The 22670-nt window shown below is 47.7% G+C and carries 19 protein-coding genes and 1 riboswitch; of the genes, 8 read left to right on the top strand and 11 right to left on the bottom strand.

Annotated elements, in window-relative coordinates:
* Positions 1-194 precede the first annotated feature (194 nt).
* Together ICU98_RS02530 and ICU98_RS02525 are read left to right on the top strand one after the other, a co-directional pair.
* Positions 195-1694, top strand: a complete 1500-nt coding sequence (locus tag ICU98_RS02530; RefSeq protein ID WP_215352606.1) for a DEAD/DEAH box helicase — start codon at positions 195-197, stop codon at positions 1692-1694.
* 2 nt (positions 1695-1696) lie between these two features.
* Positions 1697-2263: a chorismate lyase gene (locus tag ICU98_RS02525; protein WP_215352605.1), complete on the top strand. Its 567-nt coding sequence runs from the start codon at positions 1697-1699 to the stop codon at positions 2261-2263.
* Here ICU98_RS02525 and ICU98_RS02520 read toward each other — a convergent pair.
* Together ICU98_RS02520 and hemC are read right to left on the bottom strand one after the other, a co-directional pair.
* Entirely contained in the window at positions 2260-3078 is an 819-nt protein-coding gene (locus ICU98_RS02520; RefSeq protein ID WP_215352604.1) for a uroporphyrinogen-III synthase, read from the bottom strand. The two genes, ICU98_RS02525 and ICU98_RS02520, sit on opposite strands and share 4 nt — an antisense overlap.
* A 16-nt stretch (positions 3079-3094) precedes the next feature.
* Positions 3095-4045, bottom strand: a complete 951-nt coding sequence (gene hemC, locus ICU98_RS02515; protein WP_215335318.1) for a hydroxymethylbilane synthase — start codon at positions 4043-4045, stop codon at positions 3095-3097.
* Positions 4046-4088: 43 nt separating this feature from the next.
* Here hemC and argH point away from each other — a divergent pair, with 43 nt between their 5' ends.
* Positions 4089-5510 carry an argininosuccinate lyase gene (gene argH / locus ICU98_RS02510; RefSeq protein WP_215352602.1) on the top strand — a complete coding sequence of 474 codons (1422 nt, stop codon included), beginning with the start codon at positions 4089-4091 and terminating at the stop codon, positions 5508-5510.
* An 8-nt stretch (positions 5511-5518) separates the two neighbouring features.
* On the opposite strand, the gene ICU98_RS02505 is transcribed toward argH, so the two are convergent.
* The 3 genes from ICU98_RS02505 to ICU98_RS02495 form a co-directional block, all read right to left on the bottom strand.
* Positions 5519-7768 carry an arginine/lysine/ornithine decarboxylase gene (locus ICU98_RS02505; RefSeq protein ID WP_215335314.1) on the bottom strand — a complete coding sequence of 750 codons (2250 nt, stop codon included), beginning with the start codon at positions 7766-7768 and terminating at the stop codon, positions 5519-5521.
* Positions 7769-7810: 42 nt separating this feature from the next.
* Positions 7811-8377: a dCTP deaminase gene (dcd, locus tag ICU98_RS02500; RefSeq protein WP_215352600.1), complete on the bottom strand. Its 567-nt coding sequence runs from the start codon at positions 8375-8377 to the stop codon at positions 7811-7813.
* Between the two features lie 62 nt (positions 8378-8439).
* Complete coding sequence (locus ICU98_RS02495; protein WP_215352597.1) at positions 8440-9279, bottom strand: formate dehydrogenase accessory sulfurtransferase FdhD; 840 nt, start codon at positions 9277-9279, stop codon at positions 8440-8442.
* Between the two features lie 126 nt (positions 9280-9405).
* Between ICU98_RS02495 and metG the strand changes: the two genes are divergently transcribed.
* The 4 genes from metG to panC all read left to right on the top strand — a co-directional run bounded on the left by metG (position 9406) and on the right by panC (position 13086).
* A complete protein-coding gene (metG, locus tag ICU98_RS02490) occupies positions 9406-11076 on the top strand; it encodes a methionine--tRNA ligase (protein WP_215352596.1) in 1671 nt (556 codons plus the stop codon).
* 117 nt (positions 11077-11193) lie between these two features.
* Positions 11194-11382: a DUF3460 family protein gene (locus ICU98_RS02485; protein ID WP_215352593.1), complete on the top strand. Its 189-nt coding sequence runs from the start codon at positions 11194-11196 to the stop codon at positions 11380-11382.
* Entirely contained in the window at positions 11375-12238 is an 864-nt protein-coding gene (locus tag ICU98_RS02480) for a ScpA family protein (protein WP_215352590.1), read from the top strand. The genes ICU98_RS02485 and ICU98_RS02480 overlap by 8 nt, the downstream gene beginning before the upstream one ends.
* A complete protein-coding gene (gene panC / locus ICU98_RS02475) occupies positions 12235-13086 on the top strand; it encodes a pantoate--beta-alanine ligase (RefSeq protein ID WP_215352589.1) in 852 nt (283 codons plus the stop codon). The genes ICU98_RS02480 and panC overlap by 4 nt, the downstream gene beginning before the upstream one ends.
* A 37-nt stretch (positions 13087-13123) precedes the next feature.
* Here the strand turns inward: panC and ICU98_RS02470 are convergent, their stop codons facing one another.
* The 6 genes from ICU98_RS02470 to ICU98_RS02445 form a co-directional block, all read right to left on the bottom strand.
* Entirely contained in the window at positions 13124-13912 is a 789-nt protein-coding gene (locus ICU98_RS02470; protein WP_215352587.1) for a DUF4239 domain-containing protein, read from the bottom strand.
* A gap of 19 nt (positions 13913-13931) precedes the next feature.
* The gene (locus ICU98_RS02465; protein ID WP_215352586.1) at positions 13932-14864 is read right to left on the bottom strand and encodes a methionyl-tRNA formyltransferase; all 933 of its coding nucleotides are present in this window, start codon (positions 14862-14864) and stop codon (positions 13932-13934) included.
* Positions 14864-16111 carry a formyl-CoA transferase gene (frc, locus tag ICU98_RS02460; RefSeq protein WP_215352584.1) on the bottom strand — a complete coding sequence of 416 codons (1248 nt, stop codon included), beginning with the start codon at positions 16109-16111 and terminating at the stop codon, positions 14864-14866. Before frc (ICU98_RS02460) ends, ICU98_RS02465 begins: the two co-directional genes overlap by 1 nt.
* Before the next feature lie 156 nt (positions 16112-16267).
* Positions 16268-17518, bottom strand: a complete 1251-nt coding sequence (frc, locus tag ICU98_RS02455; RefSeq protein ID WP_215335299.1) for a formyl-CoA transferase — start codon at positions 17516-17518, stop codon at positions 16268-16270.
* Between the two features lie 65 nt (positions 17519-17583).
* Positions 17584-19293 (bottom strand): oxalyl-CoA decarboxylase, encoded by a 1710-nt coding sequence (gene oxc / locus ICU98_RS02450; protein ID WP_215335297.1) that lies wholly within the window; start codon positions 19291-19293, stop codon positions 17584-17586.
* Positions 19294-19439: 146 nt separating this feature from the next.
* Positions 19440-20057, bottom strand: coding sequence for a Crp/Fnr family transcriptional regulator (locus ICU98_RS02445; protein WP_215335295.1), 618 nt, complete (start codon positions 20055-20057; stop codon positions 19440-19442).
* A gap of 84 nt (positions 20058-20141) precedes the next feature.
* A riboswitch (cobalamin riboswitch) is annotated at positions 20142-20356 on the top strand.
* Positions 20357-20500: 144 nt separating this feature from the next.
* On the opposite strand from ICU98_RS02445, the gene ICU98_RS02440 reads away from it, so the two are divergent.
* Positions 20501-22642, top strand: coding sequence for a TonB-dependent receptor (locus tag ICU98_RS02440; RefSeq protein WP_215352582.1), 2142 nt, complete (start codon positions 20501-20503; stop codon positions 22640-22642).
* Positions 22643-22670: the final 28 nt, after the last annotated feature.

Below are 22670 nucleotides of genomic sequence, written 5' to 3'. Positions count from 1 at the left end.
CAAACTGCCATAATGGGAGGCTTTTTAAAGCAATTTGATTCATCGCCCCCCAGCTATATTTCAGCGATTCGTTTAGAAGTCATAAACATACCAACGCTGCCGCTTGTCTGATGGTCGATGCCCTTGACCATCGCACCCCTAAAAAACATTGGGTGCACAAACGGAGACATCCCTTAAAGGGGATGTGTAATAGCATGACTTTTTCTAAAGAAACGAAACTCGAGTCTACGGACTCAAAACACGCTGAAAGTACTTTTCAGTCTTTTGCCCTCGCGGCACCACTCCTCAAGAACGTTGCTGAATTAGGCTTTACTCACGCAACTCCAGTACAAGCTCAGGTTATTCCTGCGGCCTTAACTGGTGTTGATTTGTTAGTCAGTAGCCAAACCGGTAGCGGCAAGACGGCAGCATTTTTGTTGCCATTGATTAACCAACTCATCGAGAGCAATCCCAATAGCTCACCAGTACCAGGTCGAGCACAACCTAAAGTGTTGGTGCTCTGCCCTACTCGGGAACTAGCTCAGCAGGTTACCGCTGATGCCGTAAACCTCGTGCGCGGCTTCAAAGGAATCCGCATTGCCACCGTCATGGGTGGTATGCCTTATGGCAAACAAATTCAGGCGCTTAAAGGTGCATTGCTCGTCGTTGCGACTCCAGGTCGTTTACTCGACTTATGCGACAGCAAAGCTATTCGTCTGGATGATGTCAAACAACTCGTGATCGATGAAGCTGATCGCATGCTCGACATGGGATTTGCCGATGACCTTGAAGCGATTGATAAGCGTTGTGCCGGTCGTAACCAAACGTTGATGTTCTCTGCAACTTTTGCTCCAAAGATTATGTCTTTGGCTAACGAGTTGACTACAGATGCTCAGCGTATTGAACTGGCTCATGCAGGTGAAAAGCACGCCAATATCGAACAGAAGTTGCATTGGGCTGACAGCATGTCCCATAAACATAAATTGCTTGAGCATATTTTGGCGGATGCCACATTAGATCAAGCCGTTGTGTTTGCAAGCACTCAAATTGAAAGTGAAAAAATTGCTGACACTTTACGTGCTAATGGCTATGAAGCAAGTGCCCTCCACGGCGCGATGCCTCAGGCTGTGCGGATGCGTCGCCTAGAGTCTTTGCGCAAAGGGCATACCAAGATTTTGGTAGCAACCGATGTAGCAGCTCGCGGTATTGATGTACCCCGTATCACCCATGTGATTAACTTTGGCCTGCCAATGAAACCAGAAGACTATACGCACCGTATCGGTCGTACTGGTCGCGCTGGCCGCAGCGGTGTTGCGATTACCCTAGTTGAGCATCGCGATCGTGCCAAGATCCGTAATATTGAGCGTTTTACACAGCAAGATATTGCAGCCTCAGTCATCGCAGGTCTTGAGCCACAAGCCAAACCTAGCTTTGGTGGTGGTGGCGGACGCCCTGGTGGTGGCGGTGGTGGTGGTGGCGGACGCCCTGGTGGTGGTCGCTCAGGTGGTGGCGGTGGTGGTCGTTATGGCTCCGGTGCTCGCTCTGAGGCGCGCTCAGGTGGCCAATCGGATTCTCGCTCTGGAGACTCGCGTCCAAGTAACGGCAACCGATTTGCTGACTCACGTCCTGCACGATCAGGTGACTCACGTCCAGCCGGCCCTCGCTTTGCTAAAGCAAAGTCTGGCGGTCAACGCAAGAACTTTAGCGGTAGCTAAAAATGCCTCACCAGCGTCGCCTCCTTTCTGAATGGAATCGAGTCGATTCTGGTGAAGTTCATCTTGCGCCTCGCAGATGGCAAGCATGGCTTAGTGACACTGGCTCACTAACTCAAAAAATTGAAAGGCATATTGCGCAGCGACTCGAAGTTCGGGTTCTGCGGGATAGCCGTCAAACCCTCAATAGCGACGAGAGTCGCTATTTTCATTTGCGTCCAAGACGTTGCCGTATTCGGGAAGTCTTGCTATGCCAGGGGGATACCCCTTTAGTCATTGCCCGCAGCGTCATACCCACTAGTAGCGCTCAAGGTGGTAATCAGAGCATATTACGCCTAGGCAGTAAACCACTTGGCGCTGTTCTCTTTGCCAAGATGCCGCATGCATCCCAACGCAAAGTCTTGCGAGAGATCATCTATTTATCAAAACGTGATCCATTGTGGAGGCAATTTAAGAAGGTCCACCCAGAACTACCATCAAAATTGTGGGCAAGACGGACGGTCTATCAATTGAAAGGCAAACCAATCTTAGTTTGTGAAGTCTTCCTACCTGCGCTGTTGGGTGATCGCTAACTAGCGAGCCAAGCAATACTCGCCCGAATCAAAGCCTCATCGCCGGGCTCAGACATCAGGACCTTAGAAAAGCCTGCTGCTCCAGCAGCATCGGCAATATTGTCATGAGAGCAAAGTGCATTGGCATCGTTCAAACTTTGCCGAAATTGATCCTCGATCACATTACCTAAATACCGAGCTGCTTCTGACGAAGTTAAGACCCATAGCGAGTCAGTGAAATTCATTTCATGAATCGGTAGCCATGCAGGGTTATCAATGGCAAGCGGTATGCGGCTATAGACCGATATCGCTTCTACTGTTGCGCCTGCAGTTTGGAGGGTTTCTGCAAGCCAGTCCCGACCACCCTCGCCTTTGAAAATCACCACTTTTTTACTGGACCAATCCCAAGCAAGTGATTGCAACTCCTGCCATAGCCCCTCTGAATCCCATTGCCCATTTTGCTCAGGCATCAGAATCGGTGTGAGGGTCTCCTCCGAGCCAATACCGTGATGATGCAAAGCCAGCGCACTACTACCACCCATCACACCAATAGGAATAATGTCTCTAGCCAAGTCTTGCCATGCGCACTCAATTAATCGTAAGGTGCATTCAATTGCATTCGGACTCACGAAGATGGCGAGATCTGTATCTTGCATAGCGCCGATGATCTCGGAACTCAGCCGATCATCCGTCTTAGGAATGATCGTCAATAAAGGCAGTGACAGAATTTGCGGTGACTGAGGAGTGACATGCTTGGATAAGGCTGCCCCCAGCAACTCCATTAAGTGACGTGCTTGACCAACTGGCCTCGTGATAACAATAGTTTTTGTATTCACTTTGATTGTCAGAGTTTTACTTGGGTAATAAAGCGGCCGCACCTTGAGATATGAGATCTTGAGCTACTACTAAGCCCAAAGCTTCTGCCTCAGCTACGGTTTGCACTGGTGCATTCGCAATCGCTCTACAGACCGTTTTGCCATCAACGCTCGCTACAAATGAGCGAATTTGCATTTGCTGATTCTCAAAGACAGCATGAGCTGCAAGGGGTACCTCACAAGACCCGCCCAATTGACGAGATACCATCCGTTCGCTAGAAACTGCCAGCAAAGTGGGTAAATCACTTAAGGGCGCTAACCATTGCTTGATCTGAGGGTGACTCGCAAGGGTCTCAATTCCTAAGGCACCCTGGCCTGCTGCTGGGGTGTAGATATCGGCTGGTAGATATACCCGAATCCGATGCTCTAGGCCAAGACGTTTTAAACCGGCTGCAGCCAAAATAATGGCTTGGTACTCGCCTCGATCTAACCTGCTTAAACGAGTATCTAGATTGCCTCGCAAGGGTTCGATCACCAGATGGGGAAAGCGGGCACGCAAAATCGATTCACGGCGCAGACTAGACGTCCCTACCACCGCACCCTCGGGCAAGTCTTCTAAACCTTCAAAATCATTGGATACGAAAGCATCTCTCGCATCCTCACGAGTCATCACACAAGCAAGCTCGAAACCTTGCGGCATCACCATGGGCACATCTTTTAAGGAGTGCACCGCCAAGTCTGCTCGGCCATCAGCTAAAGCGGCTTCCAGCTCTTTGACAAAAAGACCTTTACCGCCAACCTTGGAAAGCGCCTTATCCAAAATCTGGTCGCCCTTGGTGGTCATGCCCAAAATGATGATTTCACAGTCGGGGTAGCACTTTTTGAGGCAATCCCGGACATATTCTGCCTGCCACATGGCCAGGCGACTTTCGCGGGAAGCTATAACCAAACGGCTGGGCTGAGGAGAAGAATGAGGGGTTTGGGACATCACATTTAAAATAATTAAAGACCTACAGCAATATACTGTGTTTATGAGCTCAACTAAAAATTCTCTCGCCAACAAAGCCCAAGCTTGGTCGGCCCGTTTTAATGAACCCGTCTCCGAACTGGTGCAGCGGTATACCGCCTCGATTGGCTTTGACCAGCGCTTCGCTTTAGTCGATATTGCGGGCTCCCTCGCCCATGCTGAAATGTTGGCAAAGCAAAAGATTATTAGCGCCCAAGATCTGGCTGATATTCAAAAAGGGATGGCGCAAATTAAGGCAGAAATCGAAGCCGGTCAATTCCATTGGCAGCTTGCCTTGGAAGACGTCCATCTCAATATTGAAGCTCGTCTCACTGAATTAATTGGTGATGCTGGCAAACGTTTGCATACCGGTCGCTCGCGTAATGACCAGGTCGCTACCGACTTGCGTCTCTGGCTGCGGGCCAGCGTAGATGAAATTAATACTTCGTTAACCCTCTTCCGTTCTGCGTTTTTGAACTTGGCTGAGCAGCATGCGGGCACCATCATGCCTGGACACACTCACCTCCAAGTTGCGCAACCCATTACATTTGGCCACCACTTGATGGCCTATTACGAGATGTTTACGCGTGATGCTGGCCGCCTAGCGGATTTACGGGCGCGTTTGAACCGCCTACCCCTAGGTGCAGCAGCGTTAGCCGGGACTACTTATCCAATCGATCGCGAGCATGTTGCACGCTCTCTGGGCTTCGATAGCATTTGCAATAACTCTCTAGACGCCGTCTCAGACAGAGACTTCGCAATTGAGTTTTGCGCCTTTGCATCCATTTTCATGATGCATATCTCCCGCTTATCTGAAGAGCTGGTGCTCTGGTTGAGTCCACGCTTTGGCTTCATTGATTTGCCCGACCGCTTTTGCACGGGTAGCTCGATCATGCCGCAAAAGAAAAATCCTGATGTCCCTGAATTAGCGCGCGGCAAGACTGGTCGCGTCTATGGTGATCTGATATCTCTCCTAACTTTAATGAAGAGCCAGCCCTTGGCTTACAACAAAGATAACCAAGAGGATAAAGAGCCATTATTTGATGCGGTAGATACCGTGCAAGACACTCTCCGTATCTTTGCTGACATGGTTCCCCATATCGAAGTCAAAGCAGACATCATGAAAGCGGCTGCTGAAGAAGGTTTTGCGACTGCCACCGACTTGGCTGATTATTTAGTCAAAAAAGGGTTGGCTTTCCGTGATGCGCACGAAGCTGTAGCGCATGCAGTCAAAGCCTGCGTTGGCAGAAATTGCATGTTGACTGATCTTAGTCTGGCTGAGTTGCGCTTTGCCTGTGGCCTAGATAGTCGTCCAGAGCTTTTGGGTGACGATGTCTTTGCGCTACTAACGGTTGAAGGTTCCGTGCAATCACGTCAACACGCTGGTGGCACTGCTCCTGAGCAAGTACTACGCGCGATCAAGCAGGCGCGTAGTGATCTAAAGTAGTTTGCTCTTTACGCTCTGACGCAATCAACGTAGTACTCGGTGCGTCCGTTCGCTTCGGTTTTGACTAAGCCGTGGATATCAGTCTCGAAGCCAGGGAACTTCTCGTTGAAATCACGTGCAAAGTAGAGATAGTCAACGATGCGTTTGTTAAAACGCTCACCTGGAATGAGCAAGGGAATGCCTGGTGGATAAGGAGTCACTAGCATGGCAGTAATTCTGCCCTCGAGCTTATCGACTGGCACACGATCTACTTCGCGGTGCGCCATCTTAGCCCAAGCTTCTGCTGGCAACATTGCAGGCACCATATCTGAGGTATACATCTCAGTAGTCATGCGCGCCACATCACGACTCTTGTAGAACTCATGAATCTGCTGACAGATATCTTTTAAACCAACCCGCTCATAGCGAGGATGCTTGGCTACAAATTCAGGAAGCACCTTCCAGAGCGGCATGTTCTTATCAAAATGATCTTTGAATTGCTGTAACTCGGTCACGAGGGTATTCCAGCGACCCTTGGTGATGCCAATGGTGAACATGATGAAGAAGGAATATAAACCGCACTTCTCGACAATCACACCGTGCTCAGCCAAGTACTTAGTCACGATACTGGCGGGGATACCCATCTCACCAAACTTACCATCAATATCCAAACCAGGCGTCACAATCGTGGCCTTAATCGGATCCAGCATGTTGAAATCTTGAGCCAACTTGCCAAAGTCATGCCACGGTGCATTCGGCTCTAGCACCCAATCCGAACGCTCGCCGATACCTTCTTCAGCAATATGATCAGGACCCCAAACCTGGAACCACCAATCGGCGCCAAACTGATCATCGACTTCACGCATGGCACGACGGAAGTCCATTGCCTCTGCAATCGACTCTTCCACCAAAGTAGTACCACCTGGGGATTCCATCATGGCTGCTGATACATCGCAAGAAGCGATGATCGAGTACTGTGGGCTAGTCGAGGTATGCATTAAATAAGATTCATTGAAGCAGTCGCGATCCAATTTACGTTCTTCAGCGTCCTGTACTAGCACTTGCGATGCTTGAGATAAACCAGCCAACAATTTATGAGTCGATTGGGTAGCAAACATCAAACTCTTTTTAGTCCGCTTTTGCTCTGAGCCAATCGCATGCATGTCTTTATAGAAAGGATGAAATGCCGCATGAGGTAACCAAGCTTCATCGAAATGCAAAGAATCCACTTTACCGTCGAGCATCTCTTTAATCATTTCGACGTTATAAATAATGCCGTCGTATGTACTCTGGGTTAAGGTCATCACACGAGGAATGACTTTCTTATCCTTAATGAAGGGGTTGGCATCAATCTTCTTCTGAATATTGGCCCACTCGAATTCTTCTTTCGGGATTGGACCAATAATGCCGAGGTGGTTTCGGGTTGGCATCAAGAAGACCGGGATCGCGCCCATCATGGTGATTGAATGAATCACGGACTTATGGCAGTTACGATCCACTAAGACCACATCGCCCGGGGCAACAGTGGAGTGCCAAACAATCTTGTTGGAAGTCGAAGTGCCGTTAGTAACAAAGAACAGATGATCTGCATTGAAGATGCGGGCAGCATTACGTTCACTCGCCAGCACTGGGCCGGTATGGTCAAGCAACTGACCTAGCTCTTCAACCGCATTGCAAACGTCAGCGCGGAGCATATTCTCACCAAAGAACTGATGGAACATTCTGCCGACAGGACTCTTTAAAAATGCCACGCCACCAGAGTGACCGGGGCAATGCCATGAATACGAACCTTCTGAAGCGTAATGCGTTAAGGCTTTGAAGAATGGGGGGGACAAAGAATCCAAGTAGACCTTCGCTTCGCGAATGATATGGCGTGCCACAAACTCAGGAGTGTCTTCATTCATATGAATGAAGCCATGCAGCTCTCGCAGAATATCGTTAGGCATATGGCGTGAAGTACTGGTCTCGCCATAGAGGAAGATGGGAATATCTTCATTGCGCTTACGTACTTCGGCAATAAAGGCACGCAAATTATTCAATGCGGGTAAATCATTGTCCTCAGAATCCGAGACAAACTCTTCATCATCAATCGACACGATGAATGTCGATGCACGTGAAGCCTGTTGAGCAAAAGAAGTTAAGTCACCATAACTGGTTAAGCCAATGACTTCCATGCCCTCGGTTTCAATCGCTTCAGCCAAATCGCGGATACCCGAGCCAGAGATATTCTCAGCACGAAAGTCTTCATCGATGATGATGATAGGGAAACGGAATTTCATGAGGACCCTTTAGGTTCGCAAGCGATTAGAGAATGGGATAGATTAGGTCTTAGGCAGCGTAACGCCGCTTTGACCTTGGTATTTGCCGCCGCGATCTTTGTAAGAGGTACCGCAGACTTCATCGCTTTCAAAGAATAAAACTTGGGCACAACCCTCACCAGCATAAATTTTGGCTGGCAATGGGGTGGTGTTAGAAAACTCCAGCGTCACATAGCCTTCCCACTCAGGCTCGAATGGCGTTACGTTCACGATAATTCCGCATCGCGCGTAAGTACTTTTGCCAACGCAAATGGTTAGAACATTGCGAGGGATCTTGAAAAACTCTACTGTCCTTGCTAAAGCAAAGGAGTTCGGCGGAATGATGCAAACATCACCCTTGAAATCAACAAACGATTGTTCGTCAAAGTTCTTTGGGTCAACAATAGTGCTGTTAATGTTGGTAAAAATCTTGAACTCATTCGCGCAACGAATGTCGTAGCCATAGCTTGAAGTGCCATAACTCACGATTTTTTGGCCGGCAGTATCTTGGCGAACTTGTCCGGGTTCAAATGGGCTGATCATGCCTTGTGCGCCCATGCGGCGGATCCAGTGGTCTGATTTAATAGTCATGGCGGGATTGTAAAACCTTCGCAAGTCATTTCCCACCCTTTTGGGCGGCTTTTATCCCTCTCTTAGGCCACTTTGCTCAATACCACCCGCTCCGGGGCGTTATAGATCTCAAAGTGCTTGCCAGAACAGCGCCCCAGGAGGGTGAGATTGGTTTTACGAGCCACCTCTAGCCCCATTAAGGTCATGCCAGAGCGAGTCATCAGAAAAGGAATGCCCATCTGCGCCCCTTTAATCACCATCTCCGAGGTGAGGCGTCCGGTAGTGAAAAAGATCAGATCTTTGCCTGGCTTACCGTCTAGCCACAGCAAACCCGAGATTGAATCAACGGCGTTATGGCGACCAACATCTTCAATGAAATGGAGCAAGTGCACCTGATCTGGGCCCGAGCGCTCAAAGACTGCGCAGGCGTGGACTGAACCGGACTGCTTATAGATCGTATCGTGGGTCCGAATTGTATCGATCAGGGCCACAATCGCCTCCTGGCTCAAGCTAGGGCCATCGGGTAAGCGAGTTGCCTCAACCTCCTCTACCAAGCCCCCAAACATCGTCCCTTGTCCGCAGCCAGTAGTGACTACCCGTTTACTCGTCAGAGCATCAATATCAACCGAGCTCCGATAGGTTTTAACTGCCGCTGAATCTGTCTCCCAGTCCACCTGAATACTCTCAATATCAGCGATCGACTCCACCAAGCGTTGATTGCGTAGATAGCCCAAAACGAGGGCTTCTGGCGCGCTTCCTAAGGTCATTAGGGTCACGATCTCGCGCTTATCAAGATAGATAGTCAAGGGCCGCTCGCCAGGGATAAAGGTGGTTTTCAGGCGCCCTGCTTCATCCACAATCTGGACCTCGTGCACCAGGGGCACTGAAGCATTAGACATCTGAATGGGGCTTGAATCAGCCATAAAACACCTTCTCTATTAGGTCAACAATCGGGCTTAACTTTAACCGCAGACTAAAATTACTGCAGAACCATCAGCCTAAGCCAGCATAATCGTATATTCATTCTTATTTGATCAAGCCTGTTTTGCATGAGTAGCCTTCCGCGTCGCCTTCTTGTTACCTCAGCCCTGCCATATGCCAATGGTCAGATTCATATTGGCCATTTGGTGGAATACGTTCAAACCGATATCTGGGTCCGCTTCCAGAGAATGCGGGGGCACGAGGTACATTACGTTGGGGCTGACGATACCCATGGCACCCCCATCATGCTCCGCGCTGAAAAAGAAGGGCTCACCCCCAAAGAACTGATTGCCAATGTTTGGAAAGAACATAAGCGCGACTTCGATGATTTTTTAATCTCCTTTGACAACTACTACACCACTGATAGCCCTGAGAACGAGAAGCTCTCTCAAAGTATTTATCTCAAACTGCGTGATGCCGGTCTGATAGAGAAACGCGCGATTGAGCAAGCGTATGACCCCGTCAAAGAAATGTTTTTACCTGATCGCTTCATCAAGGGCGAATGTCCTAAGTGTGGTGCTAAAGATCAGTATGGTGATTCTTGCGAGAAGTGTGGTGCAACTTACTCGCCTACCGATCTAAAGAATCCCTACTCTGTGGTCAGTGGCGCCACGCCCATTAAAAAAGTTTCCGATCACTACTTCTTCAAACTATCTGACCCTCGGTGTGAGAACTTCTTACGCGAGTGGACTCAAGTCAAGACTCCCCTTCAAGCAGAAGCGCGCAACAAAATGAAAGAGTGGGTTGGCGAAGCGGGCGATAGTAAGCTAGGTGACTGGGATATCTCACGCGATGCGCCTTACTTTGGTTTTGAGATTCCGGATGCCCCTGGTAAGTATTTCTATGTCTGGCTTGATGCCCCCATCGGCTATTACGCCAGCTTCCTGAACTACTGCCAGCAAAAGGGTCTGAATTTCGAGGAGTGGGTTAAGCCTGACACCACAACCGAGCAGTACCACTTTATCGGCAAAGATATCCTGTATTTCCATACCCTCTTTTGGCCAGCTACATTGCACTTTGCTGGCTACCGCACGCCTACGAATGTGTTTGCTCACGGCTTCTTAACCGTCGATGGTGAAAAGATGAGTAAATCCCGTGGCACTCTGATTTCTGCGCACAGCGTCATTGAATCCGGCTTCAATCCCGAATGGTTCCGTTATTACTTTGCGACCAAGCTCAATGACAGCATGGAAGACTTGGATCTGAACTTGCAAGACTTTATTGCTAGAGTGAATAGCGACTTGCTGGGTAAGTACATCAATATTGCAAGTCGTAGCGCAGGCTTCTTAGTGAAACGATTTTCTGGAGTGGTTTCCGATGAGGCGATGAATGACCCTCTGCTCACGGAGGTTAGAGGAGCGAGTGAAAAAATTGCCGCTTTGTATGAAGGTCGTGAATTTGCTAAAGCTTTACGAAGTGTGATGGAGCTAGCGGATAAAGTGAATGCCTTCGTCGATGAGAATAAACCTTGGGAAATTGCCAAAAATCCAGAACGCGAAGCGGATCTGCAGCGCGTCTGCAGCGTTACCCTAGAAGCATTCCGTGCCTTGAGTTTGTATCTCAAACCGGTATTGCCTAAAGTGGCCGAAGGCGTAGAAACCTTTTTATCTCTCAAGCCAATGCACTGGGAAGATATCAATACACCGTTGAACAGCCAGAACCCAGTCCAGCCTTATCAACACCTGATGACTCGGGTTGAGCCCACCCAAATTGACAGCCTCTTGGCAGCAAATCTCTAGAAGTGGGAAATTGGTCGAGAGCGACTAAAAATCGTTAATAATGATGTTTGTGTGGTCAAAAATCCTTGGCCAATAAAACTATAAGTTATTGATTTAATTGAGAATTTAGGAAATACCATGGCCCGCTACGAATCTGATTTCACCAAGTTCTTAAACGAAATGAAAACTGAGAAACCCAATCTTGAGGCAGCTCAGCAAGAGGGTCGCGCCCTTCTTTGGGATCAAGAACCCCAGAGCGTGGAAGATATGCGCCGCGCCAAAGCAGCGAAATTGAAACAGCGCGCTTACGTGTATTCGAATGACTGAACCGAGCGCAGCACCCCTATCGGAATTACTAGATAGCACTCCTGCAGTGACTGATGGGATGTCAGAGGCGTTTGCCAAGCTGTACGGTGAACCGCTTTTCAAACTCCCAACCGATCTTTACATTCCACCAGATGCCTTAGAAGTTTTCTTAGAGGCATTCGAAGGTCCGCTGGATTTATTGCTCTACCTCATCCGCAAACAGAATTTCAATGTGCTGGATATTCCGATGGCACAGGTTACCCAGCAATATCTGAGCTATATCGATCAGATTCGTCACCATAATCTCGAGCTGGCCGCTGAGTACTTATTAATGGCAGCGATGTTGATTGAAATTAAATCTCGCATGCTGTTGCCTATGAAGAAGGCTGATAGCGAGGAAGAAGTAGAAGATCCACGCGCAGAACTGGTTCGTCGCTTGCTGGAATATGAGCGTATGAAGCTGGCAGCTCAAGAACTAGACCAGATCCCGCAACAGGGGCGTGATTTCCAGATTGCACATGGCCATGTCGATACTACCGTCGCAGTCACCTGGCCCGAAGTCAACTTAGAAGATCTGCAAATGGCTTGGCGCGATGTTCTCCACCGTGCCAAACTCAATCAACATCACACCATCACTCGCGAGGAATTGTCTGTGCGCGATTTCATGACGCGGATCTTGCGTCGTCTGCAAAATACCCGTTTTGTCGAATTCAGCGAACTCTTTGAAGATGCTATTGCGTCTGGAAAAGGGGTACCTGTCGTGATTGTGAACTTTATTGCGATGCTTGAGCTCTCTCGTGAAGCCTTAATTGAGATTACCCAAGCCGAGCCCTACGCTCCCATCTACGTGCGCTTAGCCTATACCCCCAGCGCATGAAAATCATTAGCGATATTGGAGAGCTGCGCGACCACTTGCGCGGTCAAAACCGTGCCTCCTTTGTGCCCACCATGGGCAATCTCCATGAGGGGCATTTATCTCTGATGCGCTTAGCGCGCCAGCACGGCGACCCCGTAGTCGCTAGCATCTTTGTGAATCGCCTGCAGTTTGGTCCCAATGAGGATTTCGATAGCTACCCAAGGACAATGCAGGCCGATATTGAGAAACTAGAAAAAGAAGGTGTCTATGTATTATTTGCGCCTACTGAAAAAGATCTCTATCCCCAGCCTCAAGAGTATCGAGTAGAACCCCCCAATCAGTTAGGCAATATTCTCGAAGGAGAATTCAGGCCCGGTTTCTTCCAAGGTGTTTGCACCGTAGTGCTCAAACTCTTTTCTTGCGTACAACCCAAGGTTGCCGTATTCGGTAAGAAGGACTACCAGCAGTTGATGATTATTCGTCAAATGGCAAAACAGTTTGCGTTACCAGTCGATATTGTTCCAGCAGAAACTATTCGCGCAGAAGATGGCCTTGCCCTCTCTTCTCGCAATGGTTATTTATCAGTAGATGAACGTCGTGAAGCCCCTGAGTTACAGAAACTATTGCAACAGGTTCGCGAGCAAGTGATGGGGCTCAAGCAACAGAGCCCTGAGGAATTGAAAAAGATTGAAGCTAGCGCGCTTGAGATTCTCACAAATAGGGGCTGGCAGCCAGACTATATTGCGATTCGGCAGCAAAGTGATTTGGCTAGCCCCAGCAATACTGCGCTTGATGCCAAAGAGCCTTTAGTCATTCTGACTGCGGCCAAGCTTGGCAAAACTCGCTTGATCGATAATCTAGAGATTTAGCCTCCTAGAACTCAAGGCTGACAATCAAATAGTATTTCTATTTTTGAATGATTAAGATAGATTCCAATGTTTTTTCAAATGGAATCGGCTGTATTGCACTGGGCCCTAAAAATGGGTTATCTAAAAGCGTCAGCAAGAAAAACATGACCCCAAGGGATCCCCCAACCAAGGCCATCATTACTGCATGAATACGTATGTTACGTGTTTTAAAAAAGGCTGAAAATAAAATTAAAAATAGTGCCGATACAACGAGAGCGCCCCACATAGGCTTTTGAATATACGAGTTAGCATTTTCTACGCGGGTTCTGCGTAAATCTCTATAACTAGAGAGCAAACGCAAACCTTCGTTGTGAAGAGCAAATCCAGACACGTTCGCTGGCTTGTAATTAAGAAATAGTGAATTAATGCGGTCTAGTTGTTTAAATGTTTCTATATCAAACCCCGTTTGACCAAGAGTTGGCCACTCTTGATTAATGACTAATTTACTGTATTTGATAATCTCCTCTTGGCCGATTTTTTGAGTTTCACTTGGGTAGGCTCCCAGGGTTTGGTACAAATCAAATAATGTGTGAGCTTCTTTTGAAACGCTATCGTTAATAGCATTATGGTTTTGCCAGGCGGCAACTGTTACAAAAGCAAATATGAAGCCGACTAAAGTTGGCATTGTATTAGCGAAAATAGTGCCAAAGATTCCACCATCTCTGAGACTTAACCAAGTGCAATATTTTTGAACAAGAAAAAAGCAAGCTAAGCTCGAGCCAATAGAAACAAACAGCAAAATAATGAGAAGAGCAATTTCGGATAAGTTAAAGATAAAAAGATGCACATTTGATCCTATAAAATCATTAAAGCTCGAAGAATTGGCCGACTGCCAGATTGAGCTCCTTGGCAAGCTCAGCGCCCGTCACCTTCCCTGCAGCACCTTTGGCTTTGAGCACCTCAATTTGCCCGCCGTGACATGCCACGGAAAATGAGTTCAAGCTAATCTCAATGATTTCCCCGGGCTTACCTTTGACAGAGCCAAAGGTCGGAGCAATATGTTTATGGGCGTCGTAGATCTGTACTTTTTGTTCGCCAAAGCGAGTCCATGCACCTGGTGCAGGATTGGCCGCTCTAATCAAGTTATAGATCTGATGAATGTGGGTTGTCCAATGAATCTTAGCCGCATTCGCATCAAACCAACCCTCGTAATTCGCTAGCGATTCATCTTGAACGACTTCTTGATACTTACCGGCTACGACAAGATCCGCAGCCTCTAATAATGCACTCACACCCAATGGAAAAAGATGATCAAAATAGACTTTACCCAAAGTATCGTCTGGTCCAATGACCACTTCTTTCTGCAAAATCACCGCGCCTTCATCTAAACCATCCGAGGGACGAAAAATCGTTAAGCCCGTTTTTTCTTCGCCTAATGCAATGGCCCAGTTAATCGCACTGGGGCCACGGTATTTAGGTAATAAGGATGGGTGGTACTGGATCGTGCCGTGCTTCGGAATCTTCACCAGTTCTTGCGGCACAAACTGCAAAACATAGGCCATGACGCAAATATCGGCATTGCTATCGATCATAGCTTGAGCAGCCTCGGGACTTTTCAGAGAGGCAAACTGCAAAGGAGTAAGGCCTCTTGCTAGGGTAGCCTCTTTCAATGCTTCAGGTTTAATTGATTTTGGATTATCTGGTGGACAGAAGACGGCAACGAGCTCATCACCTCGATCCAAAAAAGCCTCTAATGCCGCCTTACCAAAATCCGCGCTCCCAATTAAAGCAACACGCATTAGATCACCTTGTCGTGACGAAGTTCAATGAGCTCATCGGTACTGTAGCCAAGCTCACTCAAGATCTCATCAGTATGTTCGCCCAGCAATGGGGAGCGGGTTACTTCAGTTTCGCTATCCGATAACTTAATGGGGTTGCCGACAGTTAAATATTTGCCGCGCACAGGATGATCTACTTCAACTACTGTGCCTGTTTCGCGTAAAGAAGGCTCCTCAGCCAGCTCTTTCATGGAGAGAATCGGGCCACAAGGAACATCATATTGATTCAAGATATCCATGGCTTCAAACTTGGTCTTCGTCATGGTCCATTGCTCGATACCTGCAAAGATGTCCATCAGATGGGGCAAGCGGGCAGCAGGCGACGCAAACTTAGGATCCGTAATCCAATCCTCGCGACCAATCACTTTGCAGATAGCCTCCCAGACAGGCGCTTGAACTACTACGTAGATATAAGAATTGGGATCGGTCTCCCAGCCTTTGCATTTCAGAATCCAGCCAGGTTGCCCGCCACCAGAGGCGTTACCGGCGCGCGGCACAGCGTCGCCAAACTTTCCATTGGGGTATTGTGGGTACTCACGCATTTCACCATTGCGCTCCAGGCGTTGTTGATCACGTAATTTAACGCGGCAGAGATTGAGGACAGCATCTTGCATCGCCGCCAATACCTTTTGTCCTCGACCGGTTTGGGTCCGCTGATATAAAGCAGTCACAATACCAAGTGCTAAGTGAAGACCTGTACCACTATCACCGATCTGAGCACCAGTCACCATCGGAGGGCCATCATCAAATCCGGTTGTGGAAGCTGAACCACCAGCGCATTGCGCTACGTTCTCATAGACTTTGCAGTCTTCATAGGGCCCTGGGCCAAAGCCTTTAACAGAAGCCATGATCATGCGTGGGTTGAGTTCCTGAATCCGCTCCCAAGAAAAACCCATACGATCTAAGGCGCCAGGTGCAAAGTTTTCGACCAATACGTCACACTCTTTAATCAAGCGCTCCAGAATTTCTTTACCCTTTTGGGTTTTGGTATTGACCGTGATCGATCGCTTGTTGTGATTGAGCATCGTGAAATACAAACTGTCCGCATCGGGAATGTCGCGTAACTGACCACGGGTCGCATCACCCTCACCCGATTTTTCCACCTTGATGACGTCGGCACCAAACCACGCTAACAATTGAGTACAGGTTGGGCCGGATTGAACGTGCGTAAAGTCGAGGATTTTGACCCCGTCTAATGCTTTTGCCATGATTAAAGTCCTAGGAAGATTGAAATTTTGAATTATTTCGATTTTACCAGTGAGAAATCAGTGTAAAAATAATTGCCTATTTTTTAGGCAGGGAGAACCATTAGACGTAAAAAAAGGCGCCCACTAGGAGCGCCTTCTAAGAGCAGATGACTCTACTTAAACTGCTTTAGCTGCATGCAGTTTGGCAATGTCTTCTGTACCGTAACCCAGATCGGCCAATACCTCATCGGTGTGCTCACCCAATACAGGTGATGGCTTCACTTCGATCTCTAAATCAGAGAACTTAATTGGGCTACCAATCGTCAAATACTTACCGCGTACTTTGTGGTCGACTTCAACAATCGAACCGCTCTTACGCAAGTCTGGTGAGTTAGCCAACTCTTTCATCGAGAGCACTGGCGCGCAAGGAATATCGAACTTACGGAGGATATCCACTGCTTCGTATTTAGTTTTGTCTTTTAACCAATCTTCAATCGTTGCGAAGATGTCAAAAATCTTATCTTGACGTGCTTCAGCAGTCATGTACGCTGGATCAGTTGCCCACTCTGGTTTGCCCAAAGCTTTGGTAATTGGCTCCCATGCATGACCTTGAATGGTGAAATAGATGTACGCATTCGGATCAGTTTCCCAACCTTTACACTTTAAGACCCAACCTGGTTGACCACCACCGCCTGCGTTACCGCCGCGTGGAACAACATCAGAGAATGAACCGTGTGGGTACTGTGGATACTCTTCCAAGTAACCAATCTTGTCCAAACGCTGTTGATCGCGCAACTTCACACGGCACAGATTCAGAACAGCATCTTGCATTGAGCAAGAAACTTTTTGACCCTTGCCGGTCTTCTGACGCTGCATCAATGCAGTCAAAATACCAATCGCCAAGTGCATACCCGTATTGGAGTCACCCAAAGCAGCAGCAGAAACAGTAGGAGGACCATCCCAGAAACCGGTTGTAGAAGCAGCGCCGCCAGCACATTGCGCAACGTTCTCATAGACCTTCAAGTCCTCGTAAGAGTGACCATCGCTGAAACCTTTAACAGAAGCGAGGATCATCTTTGGATTCAATTCTTGAATTCGCTTCCAAGAGAAACCCATTCGATCCAAAGCGCCTGGGCCGAAGTTCTCAACCATGACGTCTGAAGTCTTAATCATCTTCTCTAAAACTTCTTTACCTTCTGGAGTCTTAGTATCTAAAGTTAAAGAACGCTTGTTACCGTTCAGCATGGTGAAATACAGAGCATCAGCACCAGGAATATCGCGCAACTGACTACGGGTTACGTCGCCAGATCCTGGACGCTCTACCTTGATCACGTCAGCGCCATAAAAGCCTAACAATTGAGTACAGGCAGGACCCGCTTGTACGTGGGTGAAGTCGATAATCCGAATACCGTCTAATGGTTTAGTCATGTTTGTTTCTCCTTAAAGTATTACTTAATGTAGCTAGTCAATATTACTAATCAATTACCGTTGGCTTAGTGCTTAGCAGCCGCAGTAGATGGGTTGAGATTGGTTAAACGTCCGCTTTCGGTACCAGCAGTTTCATCAATCACTGCGTTGATCAAAGCAGGCTTACCCTCGGCAATCGCTTTGGTTAAGGCAGCTTCCAATTCAGCAGGGGTGGTGACGTAATAGCCGACTCCGCCAAACGCTTCAATCATCTTGTCATAGCGTGCATCCTTAACAAACACAGTAGGGGCAACATCGGCGCCACCAGTAGGATTCACGTCTGTACCACGATACACGCCGTTGTTGTTAAATACTACGGTAGTAATGGGTAAGTTGTAACGACAAATGGTCTCGAGCTCCATACCGCTAAATCCAAAGGCACTATCGCCCTCAATCGCCAGAGTTGGAAGGCCGCTAGTCACAGCAGCGCCAATAGCATAGCCCATACCAATACCCATAATGCCCCAGGTACCTGAGTCAAAACGCTTACGTGGCTTGTACATATCCACGATCGCACGGCAGTAATCAAGGGTATTTGCACCCTCATTGACTAAGTTGATATCAGGATTCTTTTTTACAACATCACGAATGACACGCAATGCGCCATGGAAGTTCATTGGCGTAGCTTCTTTGGCAAGTGTTTCTGCCATCTTCGCCATGTTCTTGTCTTTCTTCTCGTTGATGGCATTGATCCATTCAGCGCTTGGCTTAGGAACTGCAGCAATACCCTTCAAGAGTTCGCCTACGCATGAACCAATATCACCGATCAATGGTGCATCAATTTGTACGTTGCTATCAACTTCGTTTGCCTGAATATCGATCTGAATAAATTTCTTAGGCTCTTTACCCCAAGTCTTACCTTTACCGTGTGCGAGCAACCAGTTCAAACGGGCACCAACCAACAACACTGCGTCTGCTTCAGCCAAAACAAATGAGCGCGCTGCAGATGCTGACTGTGGATGGTTATCAGGTAATAAACCCTTTGCCATCGACATTGGCAAATATGGAATACCAGACTTCTCAATCAAATCACGAACCTGGCTATCAGCTTGTGCGTATGCTGCGCCTTTACCCAAGAGAATTAATGGACGCTTTGCGCCCTTCAGGACATTGAGCGCGCGCTCGACTGCATCAGCTGCAGGGATTTGGCGAGGAACTGGATCGATCACTTTGAAAATGGTTTTCTTAGCCTCTGCAGCAGGCATCGTTTGTGCCAGCAATTGAGCAGGCAAGTCCAGATACACGCCACCAGGACGACCGGATACTGCCGCACGAATCGCACGAGCAAAGCCGATACCGATATCTTCGATGTGATTAATACGATAAGCCGCTTTTGCATATGGCTTAGCAGCATTGAGCTGATCCATCTCTTCGTAATCGCCCTGTTGCAAGTCAACAATCTCACGCTCGCTTGAACCGCTGATCAAAATCATTGGGAAGCAGTTCACGGTAGCGTTTGCTAAAGCAGTCAAGCCGTTCAAGAATCCGGGAGCGGAAACGGTCATACAGATACCAGGCTGTTGTGTCATGTAACCAGCGATTGCAGCAGCATTACCTGCGTGTTGCTCATGACGGAAGCCGATGAAACGCATTCCTTCAGCTTGAGCTAAACGGCACAAGTCGGTAATTGGAATGCCAACGAGACCAAAAATCGTGTTGAGATCGTTTGCCTTGAGGGCATCAATGACTAAATGAAAGCCATCGGTTAACTGGGTGTTTTGAGTATCTGTAGTCATAAATGATTATTAAAGTTATAAACAATGCGAGAGGTAAAAATTTGTCTCCTCCACAGCAGAACTGAATCTTAGGCTTGGGGAGAAGATGGATCATTGACTTGGGTCAATTTCCACTGAAATGCCCAATTTATTGGGCCTGTAGGAGCCTAAACGAAGAGCTCTTTATGCTTGGTTTTGAGGCGACTCAGGGTCTCAGGGGAAAGATTGAGATAAGCGGCCAACTCTTTTTTGGGCAGTAATTCGAACAAATACTGATACTTACGCAAGAAGCGCTCTACCCTGCCAGGCGCATCGAGCATATGCAAAGTAATGGTGTGCGCCATGATCTCGCTCATCAAACGCATCACCTCAAATTCAAAGCCCTCTTTGAGAGCGGGGTGGGCATTCAAAAATTCCGCCCAAGCCTTGAGAGGCATCCGCGCAACCCTAGCCTTAGTCACTGAAGCAATACTGTAAGGAGCAGCCGTCTTGAGTCGCCACGCTGCATAACTGGTCTCAATATCTTTCTCGATCGCAAAGCGCAAGATCATCTCTTTGGCATCCGCACTAGAGACAATTCTTTTTAAGATCCCATCGAGGACAAAGTACTGCTCCATTTGGTGATCGCCCTGATGCAGCAGAATGTCGCCTTTTTTGAGATCTGCAATCTCTAAATGCGCCTCTAAATCGGCCATTGCGCCTGGATCCAGGTTCTGCAAAACGGAGTTCTGACTCAGCTGTAGGCGTATCAGGTTTTTTTCGGGATGCTTATCTAATGCGGTCATGAATTCTGGGTTCCTAAGCACTCTATTGTAGGCTTTTTATGACCCTAAAGCCTGTAGATTCTGCGCCTTAGAAGCTGTTTGAGATAGAATTCCCCTTGTCGTGGTGCTCTATTGCAATGCAATAAAGTTAAACGGGAAACACTAAACGTGTGCTGCCCCCGCAACGGTAAGTAAATGCACCCCCGATTTCACAATCTGGGGCAAGGAATCTCAAAAGCCACTGTGCACGTCAATTGCATGGGAAGGCTAGATTCTGATGTTTACCAGCCCGGATACCGGCCAAGACAGGTGGAATTTTGCGGACGGGGACCTTCGCGCGCCGATGATTGTCCTCGCCCGTAAAGCCTGGATCTTTATTGACGCCTGATCTCTCGCACGTGAAATTCTGTTCGACCCTGCTAACGGGGAAGTTGGCGCGGGTATTCGACAACAGAAAGTGCAGCATGAATCCGCAGCTGAGTAATAAGAAAATAGCCGCCCTATTTTTTGGTGTAGCTTTACTAATAATCGGCAACCATCAGATAGTCCAAGCCCAAACCACAGGTGGTACCGTGATTGTGACGGGATCACGCTTTGAGGAAAATCTCAATGAAGTACCTGCTGATATCAAAGTCATTACGCGTGATGAAATAGCAAATTCAACATCGCAAAATATTCCAGATGTACTTTCACAAATTGGCGGGCTAAATGTCCGCAATATCAATGGTGGCGGTCAACTCAACTTAGATGCCACGGTTGATATGGGCGGTTATGGCATGACTGCAGGAAGTACCACCCTCGTTCTGGTAGATGGTCAAAGAATCAATCCGATTGATTCTTCTTCTGTGATGTGGGAATCTGTTCCAATCGACTCTATTGAACGCATTGAGGTTCTTCAGGGTGGCGCTAGCGTGCAGTATGGTAACGGCGCAGTGGGTGGAGTCATTAACATCATTACCAATGGCAATAGCTCGGCCCTAAATCAGGCAAGCGTCAGTTATGGCAGCTATAACACGCTCATCAATAATGCCATTCTGCGAGACACATACCAGGACACCACCTATCAACTCACTGCAAACACATCCAACAGCCAAGGGTGGCGTCAAAATTCTGGAGCAAATGCTTACGCATTCGATGCCAAGGTAACCCAGAAATTCAATAGTATTGATAAGGCTTATATCGATTTTTTCTATGGTTATACCAATGAGGGAGTGCCTGGCGCCGTGATTGGGCAAGTAGGAAGCGGAAATCCGCAGTCAGCATTCTTCAAAAATATAGGCGCCACTAATACAGTCAATAACTCTGGACTTCGTTTTGGCGGCACCAAGGAGTTAGCCGATGGATTTCTTGGTGAGCTCGATAGCTCCTACTCGAATAAAACTGCTTTTAACTACTACCCTTTTTATGACACCACCGCAGCAATTAATACTTCTAGCGGAACCCCAGTCTGGTCAAATACCAACAACACTCTTTCGGGCTGGCAATTTAACCTCTCTCCTCGTGTAAAGGCTAACTTTGGCCCTCTAGGCACAACAATCATTGGGTATGAATTTAATAAAGCATCACAAGGTTCGATTGGCACGTACGGATCAAATCAACTTAATGACTATATGATTCCCCAGGGGTATGTTGATAATCCAACCAATCAAACCAACAATGTTCAAAATGCGTATGTATTAAATCAGTCCGCTTACGGAATTCTAAAATTACCCTTGACTGATGGCGTTGGCTTTACAGGTGGGGCAAGACATCAAACTCAGCAAGCCAGCACCTACTATTCAGCAGTAGGATCAATAAATGGTGCTACGACAGCGAATCAAACATTTTCTGCTAACGCTGGAGATGCGGCATTCAATTTCAATTACGCAAAAAATCAGAATCTTTTCATTAAGTGGGATCAGTCCTACCGCTTTCCTAATATTGATGAGTTTTGGGGTGCCGATCCAACAACGGGCGCTCAAGTTTTTAATGGCATCCTAAAACCTCAAACGGCTCAAACCTATTCTGCTGGGGGTAACTGGGTGCTTAATACCCTAAGGATAAATGGCTCACTATTCTCCTCAGTGTCTCAGAATGAAATTACTTACAACCCCACAACTGGAGCAAACTACAACTCTCCATACAACGTGAATCGAAGAGGAATTGTTTTAGATTCCTCCGCTAACCTTACGAACCATCTTAGCATTGCTGGCGGTGGCAAATTCCAACGGTCTTACTATGCGGACGGACCCTATATGGGTCAGTCAATCGCAATGACACCTGATTTGCTCCTCAATGCGAGAGCTAACTATTTAATTGATCAAAATTGGTCATTTGGCGGGGTTGTGAATTACGTTAGTACTCAACATTACGATGCAGGGACCAATACAACCATCTACAACTCCCTGGCCTTAATGCCTTCCTATACTGTCGGAGATGTCTATTTAAATTACAAGAATAGTGGCTGGGATACCAAATTTACAGTCAAGAATGTAGGCAACTCCTTGTATGCAACCTATGGGGGCTATGCCTCCACCCAAGTTGCTAGCGGTTCCTTTGTGAATAATTACTACTACTACCCCAGTGATCGCAGAGCCTATTATTTAACTACTAAATATTCTTTTTAGCCCCCTAGCGCTGAATATGACTGGGTAG

Origin of the sequence: Polynucleobacter sp. MWH-P3-07-1 (assembly GCF_018687555.1) — a bacterium.
Taxonomy (GTDB): domain Bacteria; phylum Pseudomonadota; class Gammaproteobacteria; order Burkholderiales; family Burkholderiaceae; genus Polynucleobacter.
Note: the sequence above shows the minus strand (reverse complement) of the source record. Positions and strands in the feature narration are given on the sequence as shown.